The 21,946-nt window shown below is 66.0% G+C and carries 17 protein-coding genes; 12 read left to right on the forward strand and 5 right to left on the reverse strand.

What is annotated here, in order from left to right; translation table 11 throughout:
• Positions 1-252: 252 nt before the first annotated feature.
• The 4 genes from F1C58_RS00720 to F1C58_RS00735 all read left to right on the forward strand — a co-directional run bounded on the left by F1C58_RS00720 (position 253) and on the right by F1C58_RS00735 (position 5,786).
• The gene (locus tag F1C58_RS00720; RefSeq protein ID WP_185202158.1) at positions 253-1,941 is read left to right on the forward strand and encodes a circularly permuted type 2 ATP-grasp protein; all 1,689 of its coding nucleotides are present in this window, start codon (positions 253-255) and stop codon (positions 1,939-1,941) included.
• Positions 1,935-2,864, forward strand: coding sequence for an alpha-E domain-containing protein (locus tag F1C58_RS00725; protein ID WP_185202159.1), 930 nt, complete (start codon positions 1,935-1,937; stop codon positions 2,862-2,864). The genes F1C58_RS00720 and F1C58_RS00725 overlap by 7 nt, the downstream gene beginning before the upstream one ends.
• Positions 2,861-3,709 carry a transglutaminase family protein gene (locus tag F1C58_RS00730; protein ID WP_185202160.1) on the forward strand — a complete coding sequence of 283 codons (849 nt, stop codon included), beginning with the start codon at positions 2,861-2,863 and terminating at the stop codon, positions 3,707-3,709. Before F1C58_RS00725 ends, F1C58_RS00730 begins: the two co-directional genes overlap by 4 nt.
• A gap of 67 nt (positions 3,710-3,776) precedes the next feature.
• Entirely contained in the window at positions 3,777-5,786 is a 2,010-nt protein-coding gene (locus F1C58_RS00735; RefSeq protein WP_185202161.1) for an ATP-binding protein, read from the forward strand.
• A gap of 63 nt (positions 5,787-5,849) precedes the next feature.
• On the opposite strand, the gene F1C58_RS00740 is transcribed toward F1C58_RS00735, so the two are convergent.
• Genes F1C58_RS00740 through F1C58_RS00760 form a run of 5 tightly spaced genes read right to left on the reverse strand, consistent with a single transcriptional unit; the run spans position 5,850 to position 10,779 of the window.
• Positions 5,850-7,172, reverse strand: a complete 1,323-nt coding sequence (locus F1C58_RS00740; protein ID WP_219732008.1) for an MFS transporter — start codon at positions 7,170-7,172, stop codon at positions 5,850-5,852.
• Between the two features lie 5 nt (positions 7,173-7,177).
• Positions 7,178-7,600, reverse strand: coding sequence for a MarR family winged helix-turn-helix transcriptional regulator (locus tag F1C58_RS00745; RefSeq protein ID WP_185202163.1), 423 nt, complete (start codon positions 7,598-7,600; stop codon positions 7,178-7,180).
• Positions 7,601-7,628: 28 nt separating this feature from the next.
• Positions 7,629-8,759, reverse strand: a complete 1,131-nt coding sequence (locus F1C58_RS00750) for a Gfo/Idh/MocA family protein (RefSeq protein WP_255461180.1) — start codon at positions 8,757-8,759, stop codon at positions 7,629-7,631.
• Positions 8,756-9,556, reverse strand: coding sequence for a ThuA domain-containing protein (locus F1C58_RS00755; protein WP_185202164.1), 801 nt, complete (start codon positions 9,554-9,556; stop codon positions 8,756-8,758). The genes F1C58_RS00750 and F1C58_RS00755 overlap by 4 nt, the downstream gene beginning before the upstream one ends.
• Before the next feature lie 35 nt (positions 9,557-9,591).
• The gene (locus F1C58_RS00760; protein WP_255461181.1) at positions 9,592-10,779 is read right to left on the reverse strand and encodes a LacI family DNA-binding transcriptional regulator; all 1,188 of its coding nucleotides are present in this window, start codon (positions 10,777-10,779) and stop codon (positions 9,592-9,594) included.
• Positions 10,780-11,089: 310 nt separating this feature from the next.
• Here F1C58_RS00760 and F1C58_RS00765 point away from each other — a divergent pair, with 310 nt between their 5' ends.
• The 8 genes from F1C58_RS00765 (at position 11,090) to F1C58_RS00800 (ending at position 21,910) form a co-directional block, all read left to right on the forward strand.
• Complete coding sequence (locus F1C58_RS00765; RefSeq protein WP_185202165.1) at positions 11,090-12,382, forward strand: ABC transporter substrate-binding protein; 1,293 nt, start codon at positions 11,090-11,092, stop codon at positions 12,380-12,382.
• Between the two features lie 78 nt (positions 12,383-12,460).
• Positions 12,461-13,423 carry a carbohydrate ABC transporter permease gene (locus tag F1C58_RS00770; protein WP_185202166.1) on the forward strand — a complete coding sequence of 321 codons (963 nt, stop codon included), beginning with the start codon at positions 12,461-12,463 and terminating at the stop codon, positions 13,421-13,423.
• Positions 13,420-14,313, forward strand: coding sequence for a carbohydrate ABC transporter permease (locus tag F1C58_RS00775; protein WP_185202167.1), 894 nt, complete (start codon positions 13,420-13,422; stop codon positions 14,311-14,313). The genes F1C58_RS00770 and F1C58_RS00775 overlap by 4 nt, the downstream gene beginning before the upstream one ends.
• Positions 14,310-16,799, forward strand: coding sequence for a glycoside hydrolase family 2 protein (locus tag F1C58_RS00780; RefSeq protein WP_185202168.1), 2,490 nt, complete (start codon positions 14,310-14,312; stop codon positions 16,797-16,799). The genes F1C58_RS00775 and F1C58_RS00780 overlap by 4 nt, the downstream gene beginning before the upstream one ends.
• Positions 16,796-17,743 (forward strand): 1,4-beta-xylanase, encoded by a 948-nt coding sequence (locus tag F1C58_RS00785; RefSeq protein ID WP_185202169.1) that lies wholly within the window; start codon positions 16,796-16,798, stop codon positions 17,741-17,743. Before F1C58_RS00780 ends, F1C58_RS00785 begins: the two co-directional genes overlap by 4 nt.
• A 13-nt stretch (positions 17,744-17,756) precedes the next feature.
• Positions 17,757-19,514 carry an ABC transporter ATP-binding protein gene (locus F1C58_RS00790; RefSeq protein ID WP_255461182.1) on the forward strand — a complete coding sequence of 586 codons (1,758 nt, stop codon included), beginning with the start codon at positions 17,757-17,759 and terminating at the stop codon, positions 19,512-19,514.
• A gap of 49 nt (positions 19,515-19,563) precedes the next feature.
• Entirely contained in the window at positions 19,564-20,913 is a 1,350-nt protein-coding gene (locus F1C58_RS00795) for a glycoside hydrolase family 28 protein (protein ID WP_185202170.1), read from the forward strand.
• Positions 20,914-21,037: 124 nt separating this feature from the next.
• Positions 21,038-21,910, forward strand: a complete 873-nt coding sequence (locus tag F1C58_RS00800; protein ID WP_185202171.1) for an alpha/beta hydrolase — start codon at positions 21,038-21,040, stop codon at positions 21,908-21,910.
• Positions 21,911-21,946 lie beyond the last annotated feature (36 nt).

Below are 21,946 nucleotides of genomic sequence, written 5' to 3' on the forward strand. Positions count from 1 at the left end.
TAACTCCTGATCCGTGAACACGACGCACGACGCACGACGCACGACGCACGACGCACGACGCTCGACGGTCGACGCAGGCCCGGCGTGCCTCCTGATCCGTGAACACGACGCACGGCCCAAGACCCACGGCCCACGACGCACGGCCAACGACCCACGCCATCCCCACGGGGGATAGTGGCATTTCGCCCGGCCGAAACCCGGGACGCGGATGGCGGAAACAACGCCGCAACATGCGAGGCCTAAGGTAAATCCATGGATGGCCTGTTCGAGGGATACGGCACCCCGGTCGTGAAAGGTCGCAAGACCGGAGCGACGCCGTGGGACGAGATGTTCGACGAGCCGTCAACGGTTCGCACGGCCTATCGGGAGATCCACTCGGCGCTCGCGCAGATGACCCAGGACGAGTTGCGCGGCCGCACCGACGCCCTCGCCAGCTCCTACCTCGCCCAGGGCGTCACCTTCGACTTCGCCGGAGAGGAACGCCCCTTCCCGCTGGATGCCGTGCCTCGGGTGATCGAGCTCGCCGAGTGGGTCACGGTCGAGGCGGGAATCAAGCAACGCGTGCTCGCTCTCGAGGCCTTCCTCGCCGACATCTACGGTGCCCAGAATGCCGTGAAAGACGGCGTGATCCCCGCCGCGCTGATCAGCTCGTCGAGTCACTTCCATCGCGAGGCCGCGGGCATCCACCCGGCCAACGGTGTGCGGATCCAGGTGTCTGGAATCGACCTCATCCGCGACGAGCAGGGTGGATGGCGCGTGCTCGAGGACAACGTGCGCGTGCCTTCCGGCGTGAGCTACGTGATCTCGAACCGCCGGGTGATGGCGCAGACCCTTCCCGAACTCTTCGTCTCCATGCGCGTGCGTCCCGTCGGAGACTATCCGCACAAGCTGCTGCAGGCGCTGCGCGCGAGCGCGCCGGAGGGAGTGGACGATCCGACCATCGTCGTACTCACCCCCGGTGTCTACAACTCCGCCTACTTCGAGCACACCCTGCTCGCTCGCCTGATGGGTGTCGAGCTCGTGGAGGGCCGCGACCTGTTCTGCTCGGGCGGCCGCGTGTGGATGCGCACGACATCCGGCCCCACCCGGGTCGACGTGATCTACCGCCGGGTCGACGACGAGTTCCTCGATCCGCTGCAGTTCCGAGCCGACTCGATGCTCGGAAGCCCCGGACTCCTGCTCGCCGCCCGACTCGGCAACGTGACCATCGCCAACGCCATCGGCAACGGGGTCGCCGACGACAAGCTCGTGTACACCTACCTGCCAGAGCTCATCAAGTACTACCTGAGCGAGGAGGCGATCATCCCGAATGTCGATACCTGGCGCCTCGAAGATCCGGCCTCGCTCGAGGAGGTGCTCGACCGTCTCGATGAGCTCGTCGTCAAGCCGGTGGATGGATCGGGCGGCAAGGGACTCGTCGTCGGCCCCGCTGCCAGTCCCGCCGAGCTCGAGAAGCTGCGCAAGACGCTGCTCGCCGACCCGCGCGGCTGGATCGCTCAGCCGGTGGTGCAGCTCTCCACGATCCCCACGCTCGTCGAAGATGGTATGCGACCGCGGCACGCCGACCTTCGTCCGTTCGCCGTCAACGACGGCAAGGACGTCTGGGTGCTGCCCGGCGGCCTCACCAGGGTCGCGCTTCCCGAGGGCGAGCTCGTCGTGAACTCCTCGCAGGGCGGCGGATCGAAGGACACCTGGGTCGTCGGGGAACTGCCGCTGCAGGTCTCGCGGCACTCCATCCAGGGCCTCGTCGCCGACCAGGCGACCTCCACCGAGGCGATCCCGATCATCAACTCAGAGGTGCACCACATCGACCAGGCGCCCCGCGACCGCACTCTCGGGCAGGGGCAGCAGGAACAGCAACAGCAGTCCGGAGGTCGAGTGGCGAGCGCCAGTGAGCGTATCGAGACCGGACCGACCGCGGAGGGGGCGTCGCCATGCTGAGCCGCATCGCCGAGAGCCTGTTCTGGATCGGCCGCTACATCGAGCGCTCCGACGGCACGGCGCGAATCCTCGACGTGCACCTCCAGTTGCTTCTCGAAGACCCGTGGATCGAGGAGGATCTGGCCTGCCGGTCCCTCCTCAGCGTGATGGGCAGTGACGTTCCGGAGGACCGGGTGCTCACCCGGCAGAGCGTGCTCGAGATCCTCGCGGTGGATCGTTCGGAGCCGGCATCCATCGCCTATTCGCTCGGCGCGGCTCGGGAGAACGCCCGCCGCGCGCGGGAGATCGTCTCGAGCGAGCTGTGGGAGTGCCTCAACACGACCCGTGCCCGGATGCCGCGCAAGATCGCCACCGACAAGGTGCACGAGTTCTTCGGTTGGGTGCGCGAGCGTTCGGCGCTCGCCGTCGGCATCATCGAGTCGGCGACGAGCCGCGACGAAGCCTGGCAGTTCTTCACCCTCGGCCGCTCGATCGAGCGCGCGGACATGACCGCCAGACTGCTGGCCACCCGCAGCCTCACCGAGGCGAGCGGCCCATCGTGGACCACCATCCTGCGATCCTGCGGCGCGTACGAGGCCTACCTGCGCACCTACCGTGGGGTTCCGAGTGCGCGAAATGCGGCCGAGTTCCTGCTGCTCGACCGGCTCTTCCCCCGAAGCATCCTCTTCTCGGTGCGCCGCGCGGAGATGTGCATGCGCGACATTGAACCGCGCACCGACCGGGTGGGGGTCTCCGACCAGGCTCAGCGCCTGCTCGGGCAGATCCGCAGCGAGCTCGAGTACCGTCCCATCGCCGAGATCCTCGAGGACCTCACCCTGCACATGGACAACGTTCAGGCCGCGACGAGTGCGGCCTCGGAGGCGATCCGCCAGCGCTACTTCCCGACGAACGCCGCGCCGAGCTGGGTCGGTGAGAATACGTGAACCGGCTTCGCATCAAGCACATGACCGGGTTCCATTACGGCGGCGAGGTCACCGCGAGCTATAACGAGGCGCGGATGCTTCCCACCAGCGGCGACGGCCAGCTGGTGCTCTACTCCAACCTGGAGATCCTGCCGATCTCGTCCCACCACACCTACGTGGACTACTGGGGAAGCCGGGTCTCGTCGTTCGAGATCCTCACCCCGCACAAAGAGCTCTCGTTGACGGCGACCAGCCTCGTCGAGGTGCGGCCACGGGAACATCCCGAGCACTCGCTCACGTGGGCAGACCTCGCCGTGGCTGCGGAACGCGCCACGGAGTACGTTGAACAGCGCAAGCAGACCAAGCGCACCGATCCTCCGGCAGAAGTTGTCGCCATCGCGAGGGAGATCGCCGACGGCACGGATGACCCGTGCGCGGCGGCCCTCGCCATCTGCGTGAAGATCGGCGAGAGCGTCGAGTACATGCAGGGTGTCACGGGCGTCCACACGACGGCCACAGAGGCCTGGGCCCACCGCAAGGGGGTCTGCCAGGACATCGCGCACCTCGCGCTCGGCGCGCTCCGGGCGGTCGGCATCCCGGCCCGCTATGTCTCCGGCTACCTGCATCCGAAGCCCAACGCCGCGATCGGCGAGACTGTCGCGGGGGAATCCCATGCCTGGGTCGAGTGGTTCTGCGGTGACGAGTGGCGTGGATTCGACCCCACGAACCAGATCGACATCGGGGACCGTCACGTGACCGTCGGGCATGGTCGCGACTACAACGACGTGCCCCCGTTGCGCGGCGTCTACGCCGGCCCGTTCAAGTCCGTGCTGTTCGTGAAGGTCGAGATCACCCGCGAGAGCTGATCCGTCCGCGCGAGTGGCACAATGATGGCAGGCCGGGGGGAGCGACGTGCTATCACGTAAGAATGCTGTGACGCTGGTGCGGGCACTCGGCGCACGCCCGCGGTTTGCGATCATCGCGGGCCTTCTCCTTCTCACCTACGTGCTCGGCACGGCCGCGGTCGTGCTGATGCCCCCCAACTCCCAGACGGCGGCCTGGTGGCCGGCGGCAGGGGCCGGAGTGGTCGCAGTGCTCTGCGCGCGCAAGCAGAGATGGGCCGTGTCGGCACTCGTCGGGCTGGTCACCGTCGGATCGAACTACGCGGCCGGTCGGCCGTTGCCCCTTTCGATCGCCTTCGGGATCGCCAACGCATTCGAGGCCCTTGTGGTCGGCGAGATACTCTCCCGCGGCACCGGTGCGCCGGCACTGGCGCGGATGTCGGACGTCGCCCGCCTTCTGATCGCCACGGTCGCCGGCGCACTGGTGATCGGGGTGCTGGCCGGCGCCACTGTCGGTGTGCTCGAGGGAGGGCAGGTCGTCGAGACCTTCGTCGCGGTGCTGGCGTCCCATGCCGCGGCGGTGATCGTCGTGGTGCCGCCCACGCTGGTCGTGTACGGGGGTGCGGTCGCGCGCAGTCGGCTCGAGCTCGCAGCGCAGATCATCGTCACCTTCGGCGTCGTCGGCTTCGTGTTCTCACCGGCAAATACCCTCCCTCTCGCCTTCCTCTCGCTGCCGGTGCTGTCGTGGGCGGCCTTCAACTTCAGCTACGGTTTCGTCATCATCGAGCTGCTCCTGACCGCGGTGCTCACCGTCGAGTTGACGGCGGCCGGGGGTGGCCCGTTCGCTTCGGCGGAGGTTGCGGGTGTGAGTGTGACCAACCAGATGCTCCAGGTCTTCCTCATCGCCCAAGCCGGCACGATCATCTTCTTAGGGGCGGGACGCCTCGAACGGGAGCGTCTCGCCGAGCAGGTGCAGACCAGGGGCGAACTGCTGCGCGGCGGTCTCGTCGGCGTGCAGGTGGGGTTGCTCATCCTCCAGTCGATCCGCTTCCCCGAGGTGCGCGTGCTGCTCGGCAACGATGCCGCCTCCGAGATGCTCGACTGGCCGGCCCTGGCCGGTGAGGTCGACGATCTCGGTCCGGGTGGGATCGTGAGGCTGTCTCGCCGGGATCCGGCAACGCAGATCTTCGACGCCTACCGCAAGACCGGGTTGTCGGAGGAGCGCGGTGAGTTCACCACCCGGGTCGGTCGTCGGGTGCAGTACTTCCTCAGCACCCGCAACTCCGAGTTCGACCAGGGCGTGGTCACCGCACAGTTCGTCGACATCACGGAACGCTACGAGGCCCAGCTGGCGAACCAGAAGGCGCTCGAACACGAGCAGGAACTCGTCGACCAGCTGCGCGACCTCAACCGTCAGAAAGACGACTTCGTCTCTTCCGTGAGCCACGAGCTCCGCACCCCGATCACCAGCATTCTCGGGTTCTCCGAGGTCATGGAGGATGCGGTCGCCGAGCCGGAGTTACAGGAGTACGTCTCGGTGATCCAACGCAACGCCCGCCGGCTTGCCGACCTGGTCGAGGACCTTCTCGAGCTCGGCAGCATGAGCGCGAGCACCCCGGCGAAGGACTCGAAGGCGGTCGATCTCCACGAGGTCATCCGGGAGTGCGTGCAGGAGCAGTCCACCATGGCGAAGTCGCGCGGGGTGATCGTCACGACATCGCTCGACCGGCAGTCGCCTTCGGTGGGCTCCGTCTCTCACGACCTCAGCCGGATCGTGTCGAACATCCTCTCCAATGCCATCAAGTTCTCCCATTCCGGCGGGGAGGTGGATGTCGCGACCTCGTGCACCGAAGAAGAGGTGCAGCTCGTGATCAGCGACACCGGACCGGGCATCCCGCCCGAGGACGTCGAGAGGGTGTTCGAGCGTTTCTACCGGTCGCCGGCGGAAGCCCTGCGGGTGATCCCCGGAACTGGTCTCGGCCTGCCCATCGTCAAGTCGCTCGTCGAGAGGCACGGCGGTCGCATCGCCCTCACGAGTGACCACGTTGCCGGAGGCACCACGGTGACCGTCACCATGCCGCGCATGAAGTCCTCGGCCTGACCGCTCTGAAATCCATTGCTGGGCTTCGGCTGCGGCATCCCGGCGGGATCACCCGAGGCGGCGTCACCCCTTCTGAGAGGTGACCTCGGCGGTGACGATCTCCGTCGCAGCGAGATCCTCGGCGGCGAGGTCTGCGGCGCGGCGGCGGCCGTCGTGGGAGAGGCTCAGGCGCCGATCCGCGTAGTATATGCGCAGGTGGCGATACTTCACGAGCCACAAGAGGCCGACGAGCGTAGCCGCGATTCCGGATGCCGCACCCACGCCGAGGGCCAAGCGCGGACCGAATTCGTTGGCGACCCAGCCGACGATCGGGGCGCCGATCGGCGTGCCCCCCATGAAGATCGCCATGTAGATCGCCATCACCCTGCCGCGCAGTCGTTCCGGAGTGGAGAGCTGTACCGCCCCATTGGCGGTGGTCATCATGGTCTGCGCGGCGAGTCCGACGGCGGCGAGAGCGACGGCGAATCCCCAGTAGTCCGGCATCAGGGCGGCGACGGTCGCCGCGACGCCGAACACCGCGGATGCCGCGAAGAGAAAGCGCAGTCGGGGTTTGTCCCGGCGGGCCGAGAGCAGCGCGCCGACCACTGAACCGACCGCCATCATTGAAGAGAGCACCCCGAATTCTGCGGCCCCCTTGTGGAAGACGGAGGTCGCCATGGTGGAGATGAAGATGGGGAAGTTGAGCCCGAAGGTGCCGATCAGGAAGACCATGACCAAAATCACCATGATGTCGGGTCTCGACCGCACGTAACGGAAGCCCTCGAGCAGGTTTCCCTTCTTCGACGCCGCCCGGGCCGAGCGTTGCAGTTCACCGACCCTCAGGAACATCAGCGACACCAGTACCGCGCCGAAGGACGCGCCGTTTATCAGGAAGACCCATCCCGCCCCGACCGCGGCGGTGAGCAGTCCCGCGACCGCAGGTCCGATCATCCGCGCCGCGCTGAAGGATGCCGAGTTGAGTGCGACCGCGTTGGAGAGGTTTGCCCCGCCGACCAGTTGGGAGACGAAGGTCTGCCGGGCGGGAGCATCGAAGGCCGCGACGATGCCGAGCAGAGCGGCGAAGACGTAGACGTGCCAGAGCTGCACCGCTCCGGTGACGGTCAGCAGGCCGAGTCCGAGCCCCAGCAGCCCTCCGGCCCCCTGGGTGACCATGAGGATCTTGCGCTGGTCGAAGCGGTCGGCGACGAGCCCCGTGAGCGGAAGCAGCAGCAGCTGGGGTCCGAACTGCAGTGCCATCACGAATCCCACCGCGGCCGCGTCGTGATCGGTGAGCTGGGTGAGCACGATCCAGTCCTGGGCGGTGCGCTGCATCCAGGTGCCCACATTGGAGACCAGTGCACCGGCTGCCCAGACGCGGTAATTGAAGCCGCTCAGCGAGCGGAACATCGCACTCAATTGTCGGCCAGGTCCCGCAGGATCGGGGCGACCTGTCTCAGCATCCGCCGCTGCTCGGAGGGCAGGGCGTCGAGCCGGGTCGTGAACCAGGCATCCCGGCGCCGACGGGTCTCGCTCACGAAGGCCGCCCCGGCCGGCGAGAGGTCCAGGCACACCTTTCGAGCGTCATCCGGCGCGGTGGCCCGCGTCACCAGGCCGAGCTCGACCAGTGCATTGATGGTGCGATTCATGCTCGGGGGCGTCACGCGCTCGTGCTCGCTCAACGAGCCGAGGCTCTGCGTTCCGGACTTCGCGAGCGCGAACAGCACCGCACGCTGGCCCTCGGTCACCTCGTCGTCGGCCTGCATGGAGCGGATGCGGCGGGCGAGTCGCTGGATGGCTAGCCGGAGGTCTTGGTCGTCGGTGGGTTCGTCAGGCATATTTACTTAGCATAGCTTATTAGCCATGCTAAGTAGTGGGCCCGAGGCCACTCCGGGCGGAGCCCCAGCCGGTGAGCACCTCCGCGACGTCCGCCCGGCCCTCCGCCTCGATCGAGTCGCGATAGGCATCCTCCAGGAGCGCACCGATGAAGACGCGCTCGCCCCGCCGAGCCGAGAACACCGCGGCCTCCACCATCGCCAGGCTGAGGATGTTGGAATGCACTTCGCCCGAGGGCACCCGCCCGGTGCGGATCGCGTCGATGAACTCGGCGAGGGATCCGGCGATCGTTTCGAGGCCGGGGTGTGCGTCCGGGGCCTTCGGACTTCTCTCCGCGCTGTCGCCTTCCACCCTCGGACTCGTTTCACCGTCCCAGGTCGCGGAACCCCGCGACCCGCTTACCCGCCACGACCCGTTCCACGAGGTCTCGAGCCCCGCACTGCACCAGCTGCCGACGAAGTTGTACCTCAGGCCACCCTCGAACTCGAAGATCGCGGTCGTGGCGGCATCCCCGGCGTACCAGCTCCAGGCGGGGTTGTAGCTGTCGCAGTAGACGGAGACCGGATCGGCATCCAGCAGATAGCGGGCCACATCGAAGGCATGGATCGACATGTCGACGAGCAGTGGATGATCCATCGAATCGCGGAATCCGCCGAAGTGCGGCGCCCTGAAGAACTCGGTGGTGGCGATGCCCACATCCCCCAGCGCCGACAACGACTCCTTGAACTCGGCGAGAACCGGGTAGTAGCGGCGCGACTGGCTCGTCATCAGCAGTTGGCCGGACGCTTCGGAGGCCGCCGCGAGCGAGAGCGCCCGGCTCACCGTCGGAGCGATCGGCTTCTCGCAGAGCACGGGGAGGCCGGCGAACATCGCTTCGGTGTTCACCGGATGATGCGCGCCCGGCACGGTCACATTGACGACGGCCTGGGCCCCGGTCGATTCGACGAGCTCCGACAGGCTGGCCGCCACCGCGATCTGCGCACGGCCGACCTCGGCGAGAGCACGGCGGGCGGCCTCCAGGTCGAGGTCCACGAGCCCCACGAGTTCGACCTCCGGCGTGTCGACGAGAAGTTGCAGCCAGACCCGGCCCATGCCTCCCGCGCCGACCTGCACGACGCGCACCGGCGAGCTCGTGTCGCCGAGCGTCGCGAAGACGCTCACGGCGCCACCGAGCCCTTGATCGCGTTGCCGTCCACATCGAACCGGGGGAAGAACTCACCGCTGTAGACGCGGCTGAGCCGGGGCGGTGTGCGATCTGGTCTGTCCGTTCGCGCCCATTCGACGCCGTTGGCGATCACGCGACGCACATCGTCGTGGAAGTAGACGGGGTATTCCTGGTCGCCGGGGCTGAAGAAGAAGATGCGGCCGTGGCCGCGTCTCCACGTGCAGCCGCTGCGGAAGACCTCGCCGCCGCTGAAGGAGCTGATGAAGATCAGTTCGTCGGGCGCAGGGATGTCGAAGAACTCCCCGTACATCTCCTGCTGCTCGATGATGAGCGGATGCGGCACACCCTGGGCGATCGGATGCGTCGGGTCGACGGTCCACACCAGCTCCCGGTCGGTCTCTCCCCGCCACCGCAGAGAACACGAGGTGCCCATGAGCTTCTGGAAGATCTTGGAGAAGTGACCGGAGTGAAGCACGACAAGGCCGAGCCCGGCGAGTACATGGCGATGAACGCGCTCGACGATCTCGTCGGCGACCTCGCCGTGCGCCGCGTGCCCCCACCACACCAGAACGTCGGTGGCGGCGAGCCGCTCCTCGGTCAGTCCGTGCTCCGGGTCGTCGAGGGTGACCGTCGTGACGACTGCGCGCTCGCCGAGGTTCTCTTCTATCCCCTGCCGGATCGCGCCGTGCATGCCGTTCGGATAGCGCTGAGCGACCGAAGGTTCGGACTGCTCATGACGGTTTTCACCCCAGACGAGCACGGAGAGTGGCGCGGGTTCGCGGTGAACGGGCATGCGTGAACAGTCCTTTCGGCGGTGACGGGGTGTTCTCAGTCGAGCGGATCGGCCAGCTCGCCCGATCCGCGCAGGATGAGGCGCGTGGGGATCTCGATCTGCTGCGGAGGACCGATCGGGTCGTCGAGACGGGCGACCACCAGTCGGGCTGCCTGCCGGCCGAGTTCGGCGGGGTCATAGGCGATCACACTGATGCCCGCAGCATCCGCGAGCTCGAAGTCGTCGAAGCCGATGAAGGCGACCTTCTCGAAGTGGTTGCCGAGCGCACGCACGACCCCCGAGCTGGCACGGTTGTTGCCGGCGACGATCGCGGTCGGGGGCTCGGACATCGCGAGCAGGTCGCGCACCGACTCCTCGGCGGTCGGACCATCGGCGTCTTCCAGTCGCTCCCAGGGGGACGGATCGAGGATTCCCGCTTCCCGAAGCGCCTGGCGGTATCCCCTCAACCGCTCCTGATGCGTGTAGAGGGATGCCGGGCTGCAGACGAACGCGATGCGCCGATGGCCGGCGCGGATGAGCCCGCGTACCGCCGCGGCGGTGCCCTCGAAGTTCTCGAGCACCACGGAGTCGGCGATCAGGTTGTGGGCCGGGCGGTCGATGCAGACCACAGGGGTGCCGAGCTGCCTCTCGCCCTCGAGGTACGCCTGGTCGGAGGCGATCGGCACCATCAGCAGGGCACGGACCCGCTGCTTGAGCAGGGTCTCCACCACGCGCTCTTCGCTTGCCGGATCGTCGTCGGTCGCGGCCAGGATCATCATGAGTCCGTGTCGGGCGAGCTCGCGTTCGATGCCGGCGGCGACGAGAAAGTAGAACGGGTTGGTCAGGTCGCCGATCACGAATGCGACGGTGTTGGTCACACTGCCGTGGCGCAGGTTTCGGGCGAGGTGATTCGGCCGGAAGCGCAGCGCGCGGGCCGCCGCCAGCACCTTGTCCCGGGTCTCCTGCGTCACATTGGTGCTGCCCAGAACCACTCGCGAGACGGTCTTCGGGCTGACGCCCGCGAGCCGGCCGACATCGGCAAGGGTTGCACGCGACTGGGCCTGCGCCGTCGGTGTCGGTGTCGGTGTCGGCGTCGGCGTAGTTGAAACTGCCGCGGTCGAGACTGCCGCTGTCGACACTGCCGCTGTCGAAATCGGCGCCGTGGGGATCACCACGGGCGCGGTCGGCGCAGCGATGACGTCGGGCGCCACGTCAGCCTGACTGCTCACCATCGGGTCGATCATGCAGCAACAGTAACACCGCAGGGTCGCGACATTGCAAGATGACAGCGTGGACATCTACCGGATTTGTGAGAGCCCCGTGAAGACGACACGAAACATGTAGGGCCTAGAAATTCGGGAATATTCGCGTTGAACCGCGCTTCACGGGCACATCACGAGTTGGGACCCAATTCATGTCAACGCTGACATTGAGTATTGACGACCGGCGGATACTGGCTTAGCGTCGTCGAGGACGGCGTGCACCACAAACCCGCAGCGCAACTTGGCGACGGCGCTGTCTCGTCAAGGGCGACATAGATCTGGAGACCAAGAGATGGCAAAGAAGCACATCGTGATCGCGGCAGTGGCGGCATCCGCCCTCCTGCTCGCGGGATGCTCGACCGGGGGCGGTGGATCATCCGACGGAACTCCGTCCGGCGAGATCACGGTTCTCACCAACCGCACCGACCTCATCAAAGACAAGACCTACGCCGGTTACACCGCGGCATTCGAGAAGATCTATCCCAAGGTCACCGTCAAGGTGCAGGGCATCACCGACTACGAGGGCCAGGTGACCACGCGCCTCAGCACCAAGAACTACGGCGACGTGCTCGGCATCCCGTCATCGGTCACCCCCAACCAGCTTCCGCAGTTCTTCGAGCCGCTCGGAGACACGGCGAAGCTGAAGGACACGTACCGGTTCCTCAATGACAAGTCGTACAAGGGCAAGCAGTACGGTCTTCCGACCTTCGGCAACGCGAACGGAATCCTCTACAACAAGCGGATCTGGAAAGAGGCCGGCGTCACCAGCCTGCCGAAGACCCCGGACGAGTTCATCGCCGACCTCAAGCTGATCAAGAGCAAGACAGACGCGATTCCGTACTACACCAACTACAAGGATGGCTGGCCGCTCAGCAGCTGGCAGGGCCAGCAGGGCTTCTCGGGCAACGCGGATGTCGTGGCCGACCGGGACAAGAACAAGTCCCCCTGGACTCCCGGCACGGAGCAGTACACCACCGACGCGCTGCTCTACAGCGTCGTGCACGACGGGCTGAGCGAATCCGACCCGACCACCACCGCGTGGGAAGGATCCAAGGGTCTGCTCGCGACCGGCAAGGCCGCGACCGCCGTTCTCGGTTCCTGGGCCATCGTGCAGTTCCAGCAGGCTGCCAAGGACGCGGGAGCTGACCCGGCCGACATCGGGTTCATGCCGATGCCGTTCCAGACCGACGGCAAGTTCCACTCGAACATCGGCGGAGACGTCAACCTCGCGGTGAACGTGAACTCCAAGAACAAGCCGGCCGCCCGGGCCTGGGTCGACTGGTTCACCACCAAGTCGACCTTCGCCGCGGACTCCGGAGCGCTCTCGCCGTTGGTCGGATCGAAGAACCCCGCCACACTGCAGGACTTCACCGACGCCGACGTGCAGTACGTCGAGCTTAACGCGGCGAAGAATCCGACCCTCGACTCGGACATCTACAACAAGGCGCAGATCGACCTGTTCGGCATGCTCTACCGCCAGAAGCTGGTCGATATCGCCCGCGGTGCTGCCCCGGGCGATATGAAGTCCTACTTCGCGGACCTCAACAAGCAGTGGGCGGATGCGCTCGCTAGCGTGAAGTCGTAACGACCGAGCGCCCGCAGTAACGAATTCGACCGACCAACAGAGCAGTTGTGGGGGGATTCCCCCGGAAGGACAGGCACGATGTCACCAGTGACTGGCACTACCGGGGGAGTCCTCCCCACTGCTGTCGCCCCTCGTGAGGCGGTGGAGAAGAAGACCACTCCACCCCGCAAGGGGGTGCGGCAGCGCAAGATCACGCCCTACCTGTTCCTGCTCGTCCCTCTCGCGTTCCTGCTCGTGTTCACCTACGTCCCGGCCGTGAACCTGTTCTGGTACAGCGTCACGGACTGGGATGGCATCGACCTCACCAAGAACTTCATCGGCATCCAGAACTACATCGACATCTTCACGAAACCGGAATTCCTCCGGGTCTTCGTCGTCAGCCTGTACTACATCGTGGCGTCGTTCCTGCAGATGGGATTCGCGCTCTACTTCGCGACAGTGCTGAGTTTCAGCACACGCCTCCGTAACCTGTTCAAGGGCATCCTGTTCTTCCCGACTCTGCTCAACGGCGTGGCCATCGGCCTGATGTTCCTGTACTTCTTCCAGCCCAACGGCACCCTCGACAGCGTGCTCAAGATCGTCGGCCTGCAGCAGCTCACCGTGCAGTGGCTCGGCAATCCCGACGTGGTGAACATCTCGCTCGCATCGACGTCGATCTGGCGGTACACCGGCCTCAGCTTCATCCTGTTCCTCGGGGCGATCCAATCCATCCCGGCGTCGCTCTACGAGGCCGCCGACCTGGACGGGGCGAACAAGATCCAACAGTTCCGGTTCATCATCCTTCCGGGCATCAAACGCATCATCAGCCTCTCGTTCATCCTCGCGATCTCGGGCAGCCTCTCCGTATTCGAGATCCCCTTCATCATCACCGGGGGCACGAACGGCAGCAGCACCTTCGTGATCAAGACCATCCAGCAGGCCTTCACGTACCGCCAGGTGGGGCTCGCGTCTGCCATGGCCGTCGTGCTGCTGATCATCGTGCTGATCGTGACGTACATCCAACGAAAACTGGTTCCGGACGACGAGGTGAACCTCACATGACGACAACAACACGCGCCGAGGCACGGGGACGGGTGGAGGCGCCCCGACGGTCACGGCAGGGGCACGCCGGCATGGTGGGCGGGGCGGTGTCGAAGTACGTCATCCTCACCGTGGCGAGCGCCATCACGTTGCTCCCCCTCGTCGTGCTGGTCATCACCGCTTTCAAGACGAAACGTGAGTTCGCCACGACCGGGCCCCTACAGCTGCCGAAGGACTGGTTCAATTTCAGCAACTTCGTGACGGCGTTCACCGACGGCAACATGGCGGTGGGTTTCCGGAACACGACCTTCGTGCTCATCGTCTCCCTATTCGGCACGATCGTGATCGGGTCGATGACGGCCTACGCCGTGGATCGCTTCGAGTTCCGTTTCAAGAAGGTGGTGATCGGGCTCTTCTTGGTCGCGACCCTCGTTCCCAGCGTCACGACACAGGTCGCGACGTTCCAGATCGTCAACGGCCTCGGCCTGTATGACAGCCTGTGGTCGCTGATTGCGCTCAACCTCGGCACCGACATCATCTCGATCTACATCTTCGTGCAGTTCATGCAGTCGATCCCGAAGGATGTGGATGAGGCGGCGATGCTCGACGGCGCCAACAAGTTCACCATCTACTGGCGGGTCATCCTGCCGCTGCTGAAGCCCGCGATCGCCACTGTGGTGATCATCAAGGGCATCGCCATCTACAACGAGTTCTACCAGGCGTTCCTCTACGCCCCGTCTCCGGAGAACGCGATGATCTCCACGGCGCTGTTCGCATTCAAAGGGCCGTACGGCTCGCAGTGGCAGATCATCTCGGCAGGGGCACTGCTGGTGATCATCCCGACGCTCGTCATCTTCCTCGTACTCCAACGATTCATCTACAACGGGTTCACCCAGGGGGCAACCAAATGAGCAGCACCACCACGAGTGTGGCGACCACCACCGGCGCGGGATCGAAGGCTACCCGGCAGCTCCATGACGGCTGGACCGCGCGCGCCGTCGCGGGTCCGGCGCCCGAACAGATCACGGGTCGAACCGTCGCGGCCACCGTGCCCGGAAGCATTCACACCGACCTGCTCGCGGCCGGCCTCATCGCCGACACCTACCTCGACGACCACGAACGGCTGCAGGCCTGGATCGGCGCCTGCGACTGGGAATACCGCACGACATTCGACTGGAATGACGAGGGCTTCGATCACGTGGAGCTGGTGTTCGAGGGCATCGACACCGTCGCCCGGGTCGAGCTCAACGGTTCGGTCATCGCCGAGACACGCAACATGCACCGCACCTACCGCGAATCCGTGCGGTCGCTGTTGCGCGAGGGGGAGAACGAGCTCACGGTCACCTTCGCCTCCCCGGTGAGGTACGCAGATCGCGAGAGCCTCGAGCAGGGTTACCGCCCGCACGTCAACCACCATCCGTACAACTCGATCCGCAAGATGGCCTGCAGCTTCGGGTGGGACTGGGGGCCGGATACCGCGACGGTCGGTCTCTGGCGTCCGGTCACCCTGCAGAGCTGGTCGGGCGCCCGGCTCGACTCCGTGCGGCCGACGGTCTCGATGGAGGGAACCGACGGCGTCGCCACGGTCCGACTGGAGATCGCCGGAGCGGCGACCACCGTGTGCTCTGCGCACGTGAGCGTGGGCACCGTGTCCGCCACCGTGCGCTTCGAGCCGGGAGAGTCGGTCGTCGAAGCCAGGATCGTGGTGCCGGATGCCGAGCGCTGGTGGCCGATCGGCCACGGCGAGCATCCGCTCTACGACCTCGATGTGGTGCTCGAGGACGACGGGGTCGAACTCGACTCGTGGCACGGCCGCCTCGGATTCCGTACCGTGAGCATCGACACGACACCGGACGAATCTGGCACCCCCTTCACGATCCTGGTGAACGATCGCCCGATCTACATCAAGGGCGCCAACTGGATCCCCGACGACGCCTTCGTGCACCGGGTGGACCGCGCGCGGTACGAGGAGCGCATCCTGCAGGCCTCGAGCGCGAACATCAACCTGCTGCGGGTCTGGGGAGGAGGCATCTACGAGAGCGACGACTTCTACGACGTCTGCGACGAGCATGGCATGCTCTCGTGGCAGGACTTCCTCTTCGCCTGCGCCGCCTACTCCGAGGAGGAGCCGATGCGGTCCGAGGTCGAGGCCGAGGCGAGGGACAACATCGTGCGACTGATGCCCCACCCGAGCCTGGTGATCTGGAACGGCAGCAACGAGAACATCTGGGGCTACCAGGAGTGGGGCTGGGAGAAGCGGCTCGGCGATCGCAGCTGGGGGCTCGGGTACTACCTCGACCTCTTGCCCTCGCTTCTCGCCGAACTCGACCCCTCCCGCGCGTACACGCCGAGCAGCCCCTTCTCGCCGACCGACGAGCACTATCCGAACGACCCGGCGCATGGTTCCGTGCACCTCTGGGAGCTCTGGAATCGGCAGGACTATCCCCATTACCGCGACCACAATCCGCGGTTCGTGGGAGAGTTCGGCTGGCAGGGACCGCCGACCTGGTCGACCATGACCCGGTCGCTGTCGGACTCCCCGCTGACCCCGGAGTCTCCCGGGATGCTGATTCATCAGAAGGCGCAGGACGGCAACGTCAAGCTCATCGACGGGCTGGTCACCCACCTTCCGCTGCCGGACGACATCGACGATTGGCATTGGGCCATGTCGCTCAACCAGGCGGTCGCCGTACAGACCGGCATCGAGCACTTCCGTTCGCTCGCGCCGACCTGCATGGGCTCGATCGTCTGGCAACTCAACGACTGCTGGCCCGTCACCTCGTGGGCGGCCGTCGACGGGGATGGTCGCCCGAAGCCCTTGCTCTATGCGATCAAACACGCCTACGAGGACCGGATGCTCAGCTTCCAGCCCCGCGGCGAGGCGATCATCGCCAGCGCGTCCAACGACACCGACGAGCCCTGGTCGGGCAGCGCGGTCGTGCGCCGCCTGCGGTTCGATGGCACGGAGCTCGCCTCGACCGCCGTCGCTGTCGACGCGCCGCCGCGCACGACCGCGACGATTCACGTGGATTCCACCGTGACGACTCCGGATGACGTGGCATCCGAGCTGCTCGAGGTGACGCTCGGTGGCCGACGAGCCTTCTGGTTCTTCGCCGAATACCGCGATTCCCGTCTCGAGGCACCGCAGCTCACCGTCGCCGCGACCTCCGTCGCGGGTGGATACGCCGTCACCGTGACCGCCGCGAACCTCGTGCGCGACCTGGCGCTGCTCGTCGACAAGCTCGATGGCGACGCCAGAGTGGACGACCAGCTCATCACCCTTCTCCCCGGGGAGAGCGTGACCGTGGCCGTTACCACCGAAGCCCGGATCGACGATTCCGCCTGGTCCCAGCCGACGGTGCTGCGCAGTGCGAACCAGCTCGTGGCCGCCTCATGACCGAGGTGAAGACGGAGCAGTTCTGCGGTATGACCTGGGGATGGACCGGCGTGCGTGGCACCTGGGCGACGGCGGAGGCAGAGGACTCGCTGTCCAAGCTGGTCGACCTCAACGTCAACTGGGTCGGGATCGCATTCGGTGCGCTGCAGGCGACTGCCCAGTCCACCGAGATCCGCTTCGGAGACGAGCCGACGGTCACCGATGACGAGGTGCGCTGGGCCATCCGCGAGTCGAAGACCCGCGGACTCAAGGTCTGCCTGAAGCCCGTGGTGAATGTGGCCGATGGCACCTGGCGTGCCTTCATCGGTTTCTTCGATGAGGAAGTGCCGGGCGAGCCGAGCTGGGCCGAGTGGTTCGCCTCCTTCACCCGGTTCGTGGTGCACTACGCCCGCATCGCCGAAGAGGAGGGCTGCGAGATGCTCTGCGTCGGCTGCGAGATGGTGCAGACCGATAAAAGGGAATCCGAGTGGCGTGCCCTCATCGCAGCCGTACGCGCCGTCTACGGCGGACTCGTCACCTACAACTGCGACAAGTACCAGGAAGACAGGGTGACCTGGTGGGACGCCGTCGACATCATCTCATCGAGCGGCTACTACCCGCTCGGGGATTGGGATGCCCAGCTCGACCGCATCGCACCCGTCGTCGAGAGTGCCGGTAAGCCGTTCTTCTTCATGGAATCCGGATGCCCGAGCAGGGTCGGATCGGCCGCCCGGCCGAACGACTGGACGCTCGAGGGCGCCGTCTCAGGTGCGGAGCAGGCCGAGTGGTACCGTGACGCCTTCGACACCTGTGCGAAGCGTCCCTGGGTGCAGGGCTTCATGCTCTGGGACTGGCCACCGCGCCTCTACGCCCTCGAAGACGCGGCGAGCGACGACGACTACTGCGTCTACGGCAAGCCGGCGGAAGACTTCGTGCGCGAGCACTACGCGCTGCGGCGCCAATGATCACCGCATCGCCGTGACCGAGCGGCGCACTACCGGGGCCGATGCCGCGCGCCCCGGCCGCACCCTGCTCGGGTGGTTGAGACCGTTCCGTCTGCGCATCCTGCTGTCGATGCTCGTCTTCGGCATCAAAGACAGCCCGCAGTGGGTGCTTCCCGTGATCACCGCCTCGGTGATCGACATCGTGGTGTCTCACGGCCGCCCGCAGCAGCTGTTCTGGCTGTTGGGGGTTGCGTTGGTGATCCTCGTGCAGAATTTCCCGACCAATATCGTCTTCGTCACGCTCTACATGGGCAGCGTTCGACAGCTCGCCGTGGACATCCGCAACCGCCTGACCCACCAGTTGCAGGAGCTCACGATCGGGTATCACTCCCGTGCGAGTTCGTCGATCATCCAGACCAAGATCATCCGGGATGTGGAGAACATCGAGTTGATGATGCAGCAGACGGCTCAGACGGGGTTCTCCGCATTCTTCGTACTCGCCGGCGCGATCGTGGTCACGGCCCTGCGGGTGCCGGCATTCGTGCCGGTCTTCTTCATCGCGGTGCCGGTCGCGGCGCTGCTCGTGAGGGGGCTGCGACGCCGGTCGAATGCGCGGAACGAGCAGTTCCGCCACACCGTCGAGCACCTCTCTGCGCGGGTGGGCGAGATGTCGACCCTGATGCCCATCACCCGCGCTCACGGTCTCGAATCGGATGCCGCGGATCGGGTCGGTCGCAGCGCCGAGGGCGTGCGTGACGCCGGCCTGAAGCTCGACAGGCTGAACGGGTCGTTCGGTGCCCTCAGCTGGATCTCCTATCAGTCGCTCGGCGTGCTGTGCCTCACCGGCGCCGCGCTCGCTTCCCTCACCGGTTTCATCGCGATCACGCCCGGCGAGGTGGTGCTGCTCAGCACCTACTTCACGATCCTCACCGGCAGCATCGTCGCGCTGCTATCTCTCGCCCCGATCATCACGCGAGGGATCGAGTCGGTGAAGTCCATCTGCGAGGTGCTCGAGGAGCCAGACGTCGAGGCGAACAGCGGCAAGGCGGCGGTGTCGTCTCTCGACGGGGACCTCCGCCTGGAGAACGTGGGGTTCGAGCATTCGGACGGCGTTCGACCGGTGCTCTCCGGCATCGATCTCCACATCCGACGGGGGGAGACCATCGCCTTCGTGGGTCCGTCCGGTTCGGGCAAGTCCACGCTGCTCAACCTCGTACTGGGGTTTCTGCGCCCGACAGAGGGCCGCATCCTCTTCGACGGCCGCGACATGGCCGAAATCGACATGCGCACCCTGCGGGCGTTCGTGGCGGTGGTACCCCAGGAATCGGTGCTCTTCGAGGGCTCCGTGCGGGAGAACATCACCCACGGCCTGGTGGGCGCCAGCGACGAAGAGGTGCGTCAGGCCCTCGCCGATGCGAATGCGACGGAGATCGTGGCCGACATGCCCGAGGGGTGGGACACGATCGTCGGCGAGCGCGGATCCCGGCTCTCGGGCGGCCAGCGCCAGCGCTTCGCGATCGCGCGTGCTCTCATCCGCGACCCGCGCATCCTGCTGCTGGACGAGGCGACCTCTGCTCTCGACGGCGAGTCGGAGCGGCTCGTGCAGCAGGCGCTCCAGCGGCTGATCGGGGGTCGGACCACCCTCATCGTCGCGCACCGGCTCTCGACCATCCGCTCTGCCGACCGCATCGTGGTGCTCGACCACGGTCACATCGCCGAGGTGGGCTCGCACGACGAGTTGCTCGCCCTGGATGGCCGGTACCGGCAGCTGGTCGAGGCGCAGGCTCAATGAGTGCGGTGGCCAGCGACACCACGCGAGCGACAGCCAACGGAGGAACAGGATGACCACTCTCGACATTCTCGAGTTCGGCGCCATCGGCGACGGAATCACCAACGATGCGGCGGCGGTCCAGGCGGCGATCGACGCCTGTGCCGCCTCGGGGGGCGGCAGAGTGCTCGTGCCGAGTGGTCGTGTATTCGTGATCGGCTCGATCATGTTGAAGAGTGACGTCGAGCTGCACCTCGAGCGCGGCGCTGTGCTTGACGGCAGCCCGCGGGCCGAGGATTACACCGAGCGCTTCCGGGTCTCCGCCCTGTCGAGCGGGCAGATCTCCGACGACAGCGAGCAGACCTACATCCTGATCGGAGCGCGGGATGCCCACAACATCGCCATCACCGGCGCGGGAACGGTGCGCGGCGGCGGTCGGCACTTCATCGAATCCGACACTGGCTACATCTACCGCTGCCCCAATACCCGGCCATTCACCGTGTTCTTCATCCACTGTGAGGACGTGACGCTTCGTGACGCCACCTTCACCGACGCCGGACTCTTGTGCATCCGTCTTACCGGTGTCGACCGGGCCGTGATCTCGGGAATCCGCATCGACACCGATCTCAAGTATCCGAACGTCGACGGAATCGATCTGGACCGTTGCCGGCAGGTGCGCATCAGCGATTGCGAGATCTCCAGCGGTGATGATGCGATTTCTCTCAAGACCTGCGAGGAATTCCCCGAGTACGGCCCGACGGAAGACATCGTGATCACGAACTGCACGCTGCAGTCCACCTCGAGCGCAATCGTGGTCGGGGTGGATGCCGTGTCGGACATTCGCAACGTGGTGGTGTCGAACTGCGTGATCCGCTCCTCCCATCGCGGTCTCTCGGTGAACCTCGGGCAGGAGGGCGACTTCGAGAACATCCTGTTCAGCGACTGCATCGTGGAGACTCGCCATTTCGCCGAGGACTGGTGGGGGCATGGCGAACCGATCTACGTCTCGGCCTACCCCTGGCACGATCGGGTCGGCCAGATCCGTAACGTGCGGTTTCGCAACATCCTTGCCCGCAGCGAGACGGGGGTCTACATCTCCGCATCCGGCGCCGACCGCATCCGCGGCGTCGTGCTCGAGAACGTGCGCGTCGAACTCGACCGCTGGTCGTCTTGGCCGGGCGGCGAATACGATCGGCGTCCGTTCGACAGCGGAACGGACCTCTACCCCCACCGCATCAGCGGCTTCCACATCGACACGGCCACGGATGTCACCCTGCGGGGGTGCGAGGTGGTCTGGGGCAGCCGGCCGGAGGAGTTCTCTCATGCCGTCGAGGCGATCGATGTCGACGGGCTCGATATCGAAGGTTTCCGGGGTATCGGGGCCCACCCCGACGACGAGGCGATTCGGGTGCACCGGCGATAGAGTTCGGGCGGTCGCCCCTGTCTCGCCGAATCGCCGCGATCTCGCGGCGTTTCGACTCTCGGTGCGCGGACGCCCTGCGCTCTACACTGGAGCACCCGAGAATCGCTCGCTGCAAGGAGTTCCGATGGTCCAGTTCACCGCCACGCGACAGGAGCGCACCTTCGTCGACTCGGACGGCGTGACGATCCACTTCTTCCACTGGAAGGTGGGCAAGCCGATCGGCGTCGTGCAGATCGCCCATGGGCTCGGGGAGTATGCGGCGCGATACGAGGAGCTCGCGCAGCGGCTCGTCGCTTCCGGCTACTCCGTCTATGCGGATGACCACCGTGGACACGGACAGACCGGCCTCGAGCAGTGGGGCGGAGATCGCTCCCAGCTCGGCAAGCTCGGACCGGGGGGCATCCGCTCCACCATCCGTTCGGTGCGGGAGTTGCTTCCGATCATCAGGCACGAGAATGAGGGGCTTCCGCTCGCGCTGCTCGGGCACAGCTGGGGCTCGCTCATCGCGCAGTCGATCGTCAATGAGCACGCTGACGACTACGAGGCCCTGATTCTCACGGGCACCGCTTACCGCACCCTCATCCACATGAACGGTGGAGATCTGGCGAAGAAGCATGCCCATCTCGGCACCACCGGGTACGAATGGCTGAGCCGCGACCCGTCGGTCGGGCAGGCCTTCCTCGACGATCCCCTCACGTTCAAGGCGAATGGCATGAAACTCTTTGGCGTGATGGACAGCCTTCGCCTGCTCGGTCGCCCGGCGAAGAATCTTGCCCGGGACATCCCGGTGCTCATCATGATCGGAAGTGAAGACACCCTCGGCGGAGCGAAGAGCGTCGAATTGCTGGCTCACGAATACCTCACCCGGTCGAAGCTCAGCGATGTGAAGTTGATCATCTACACGGATGCCCGGCACGAGGTCTTCAACGAGATCAACCGCGAAGAGGTCTTCGCCGACACTATCGAGTGGCTGAAAACCCACCTCGCGCCCGAGTAGCCCCCACCCGAGCGAGGCGCGCGGCCCTAGGCTGGA

It is taken from the genome of Glaciihabitans sp. INWT7, from assembly GCF_014217685.1.
Classification (GTDB): domain Bacteria; phylum Actinomycetota; class Actinomycetes; order Actinomycetales; family Microbacteriaceae; genus Lacisediminihabitans.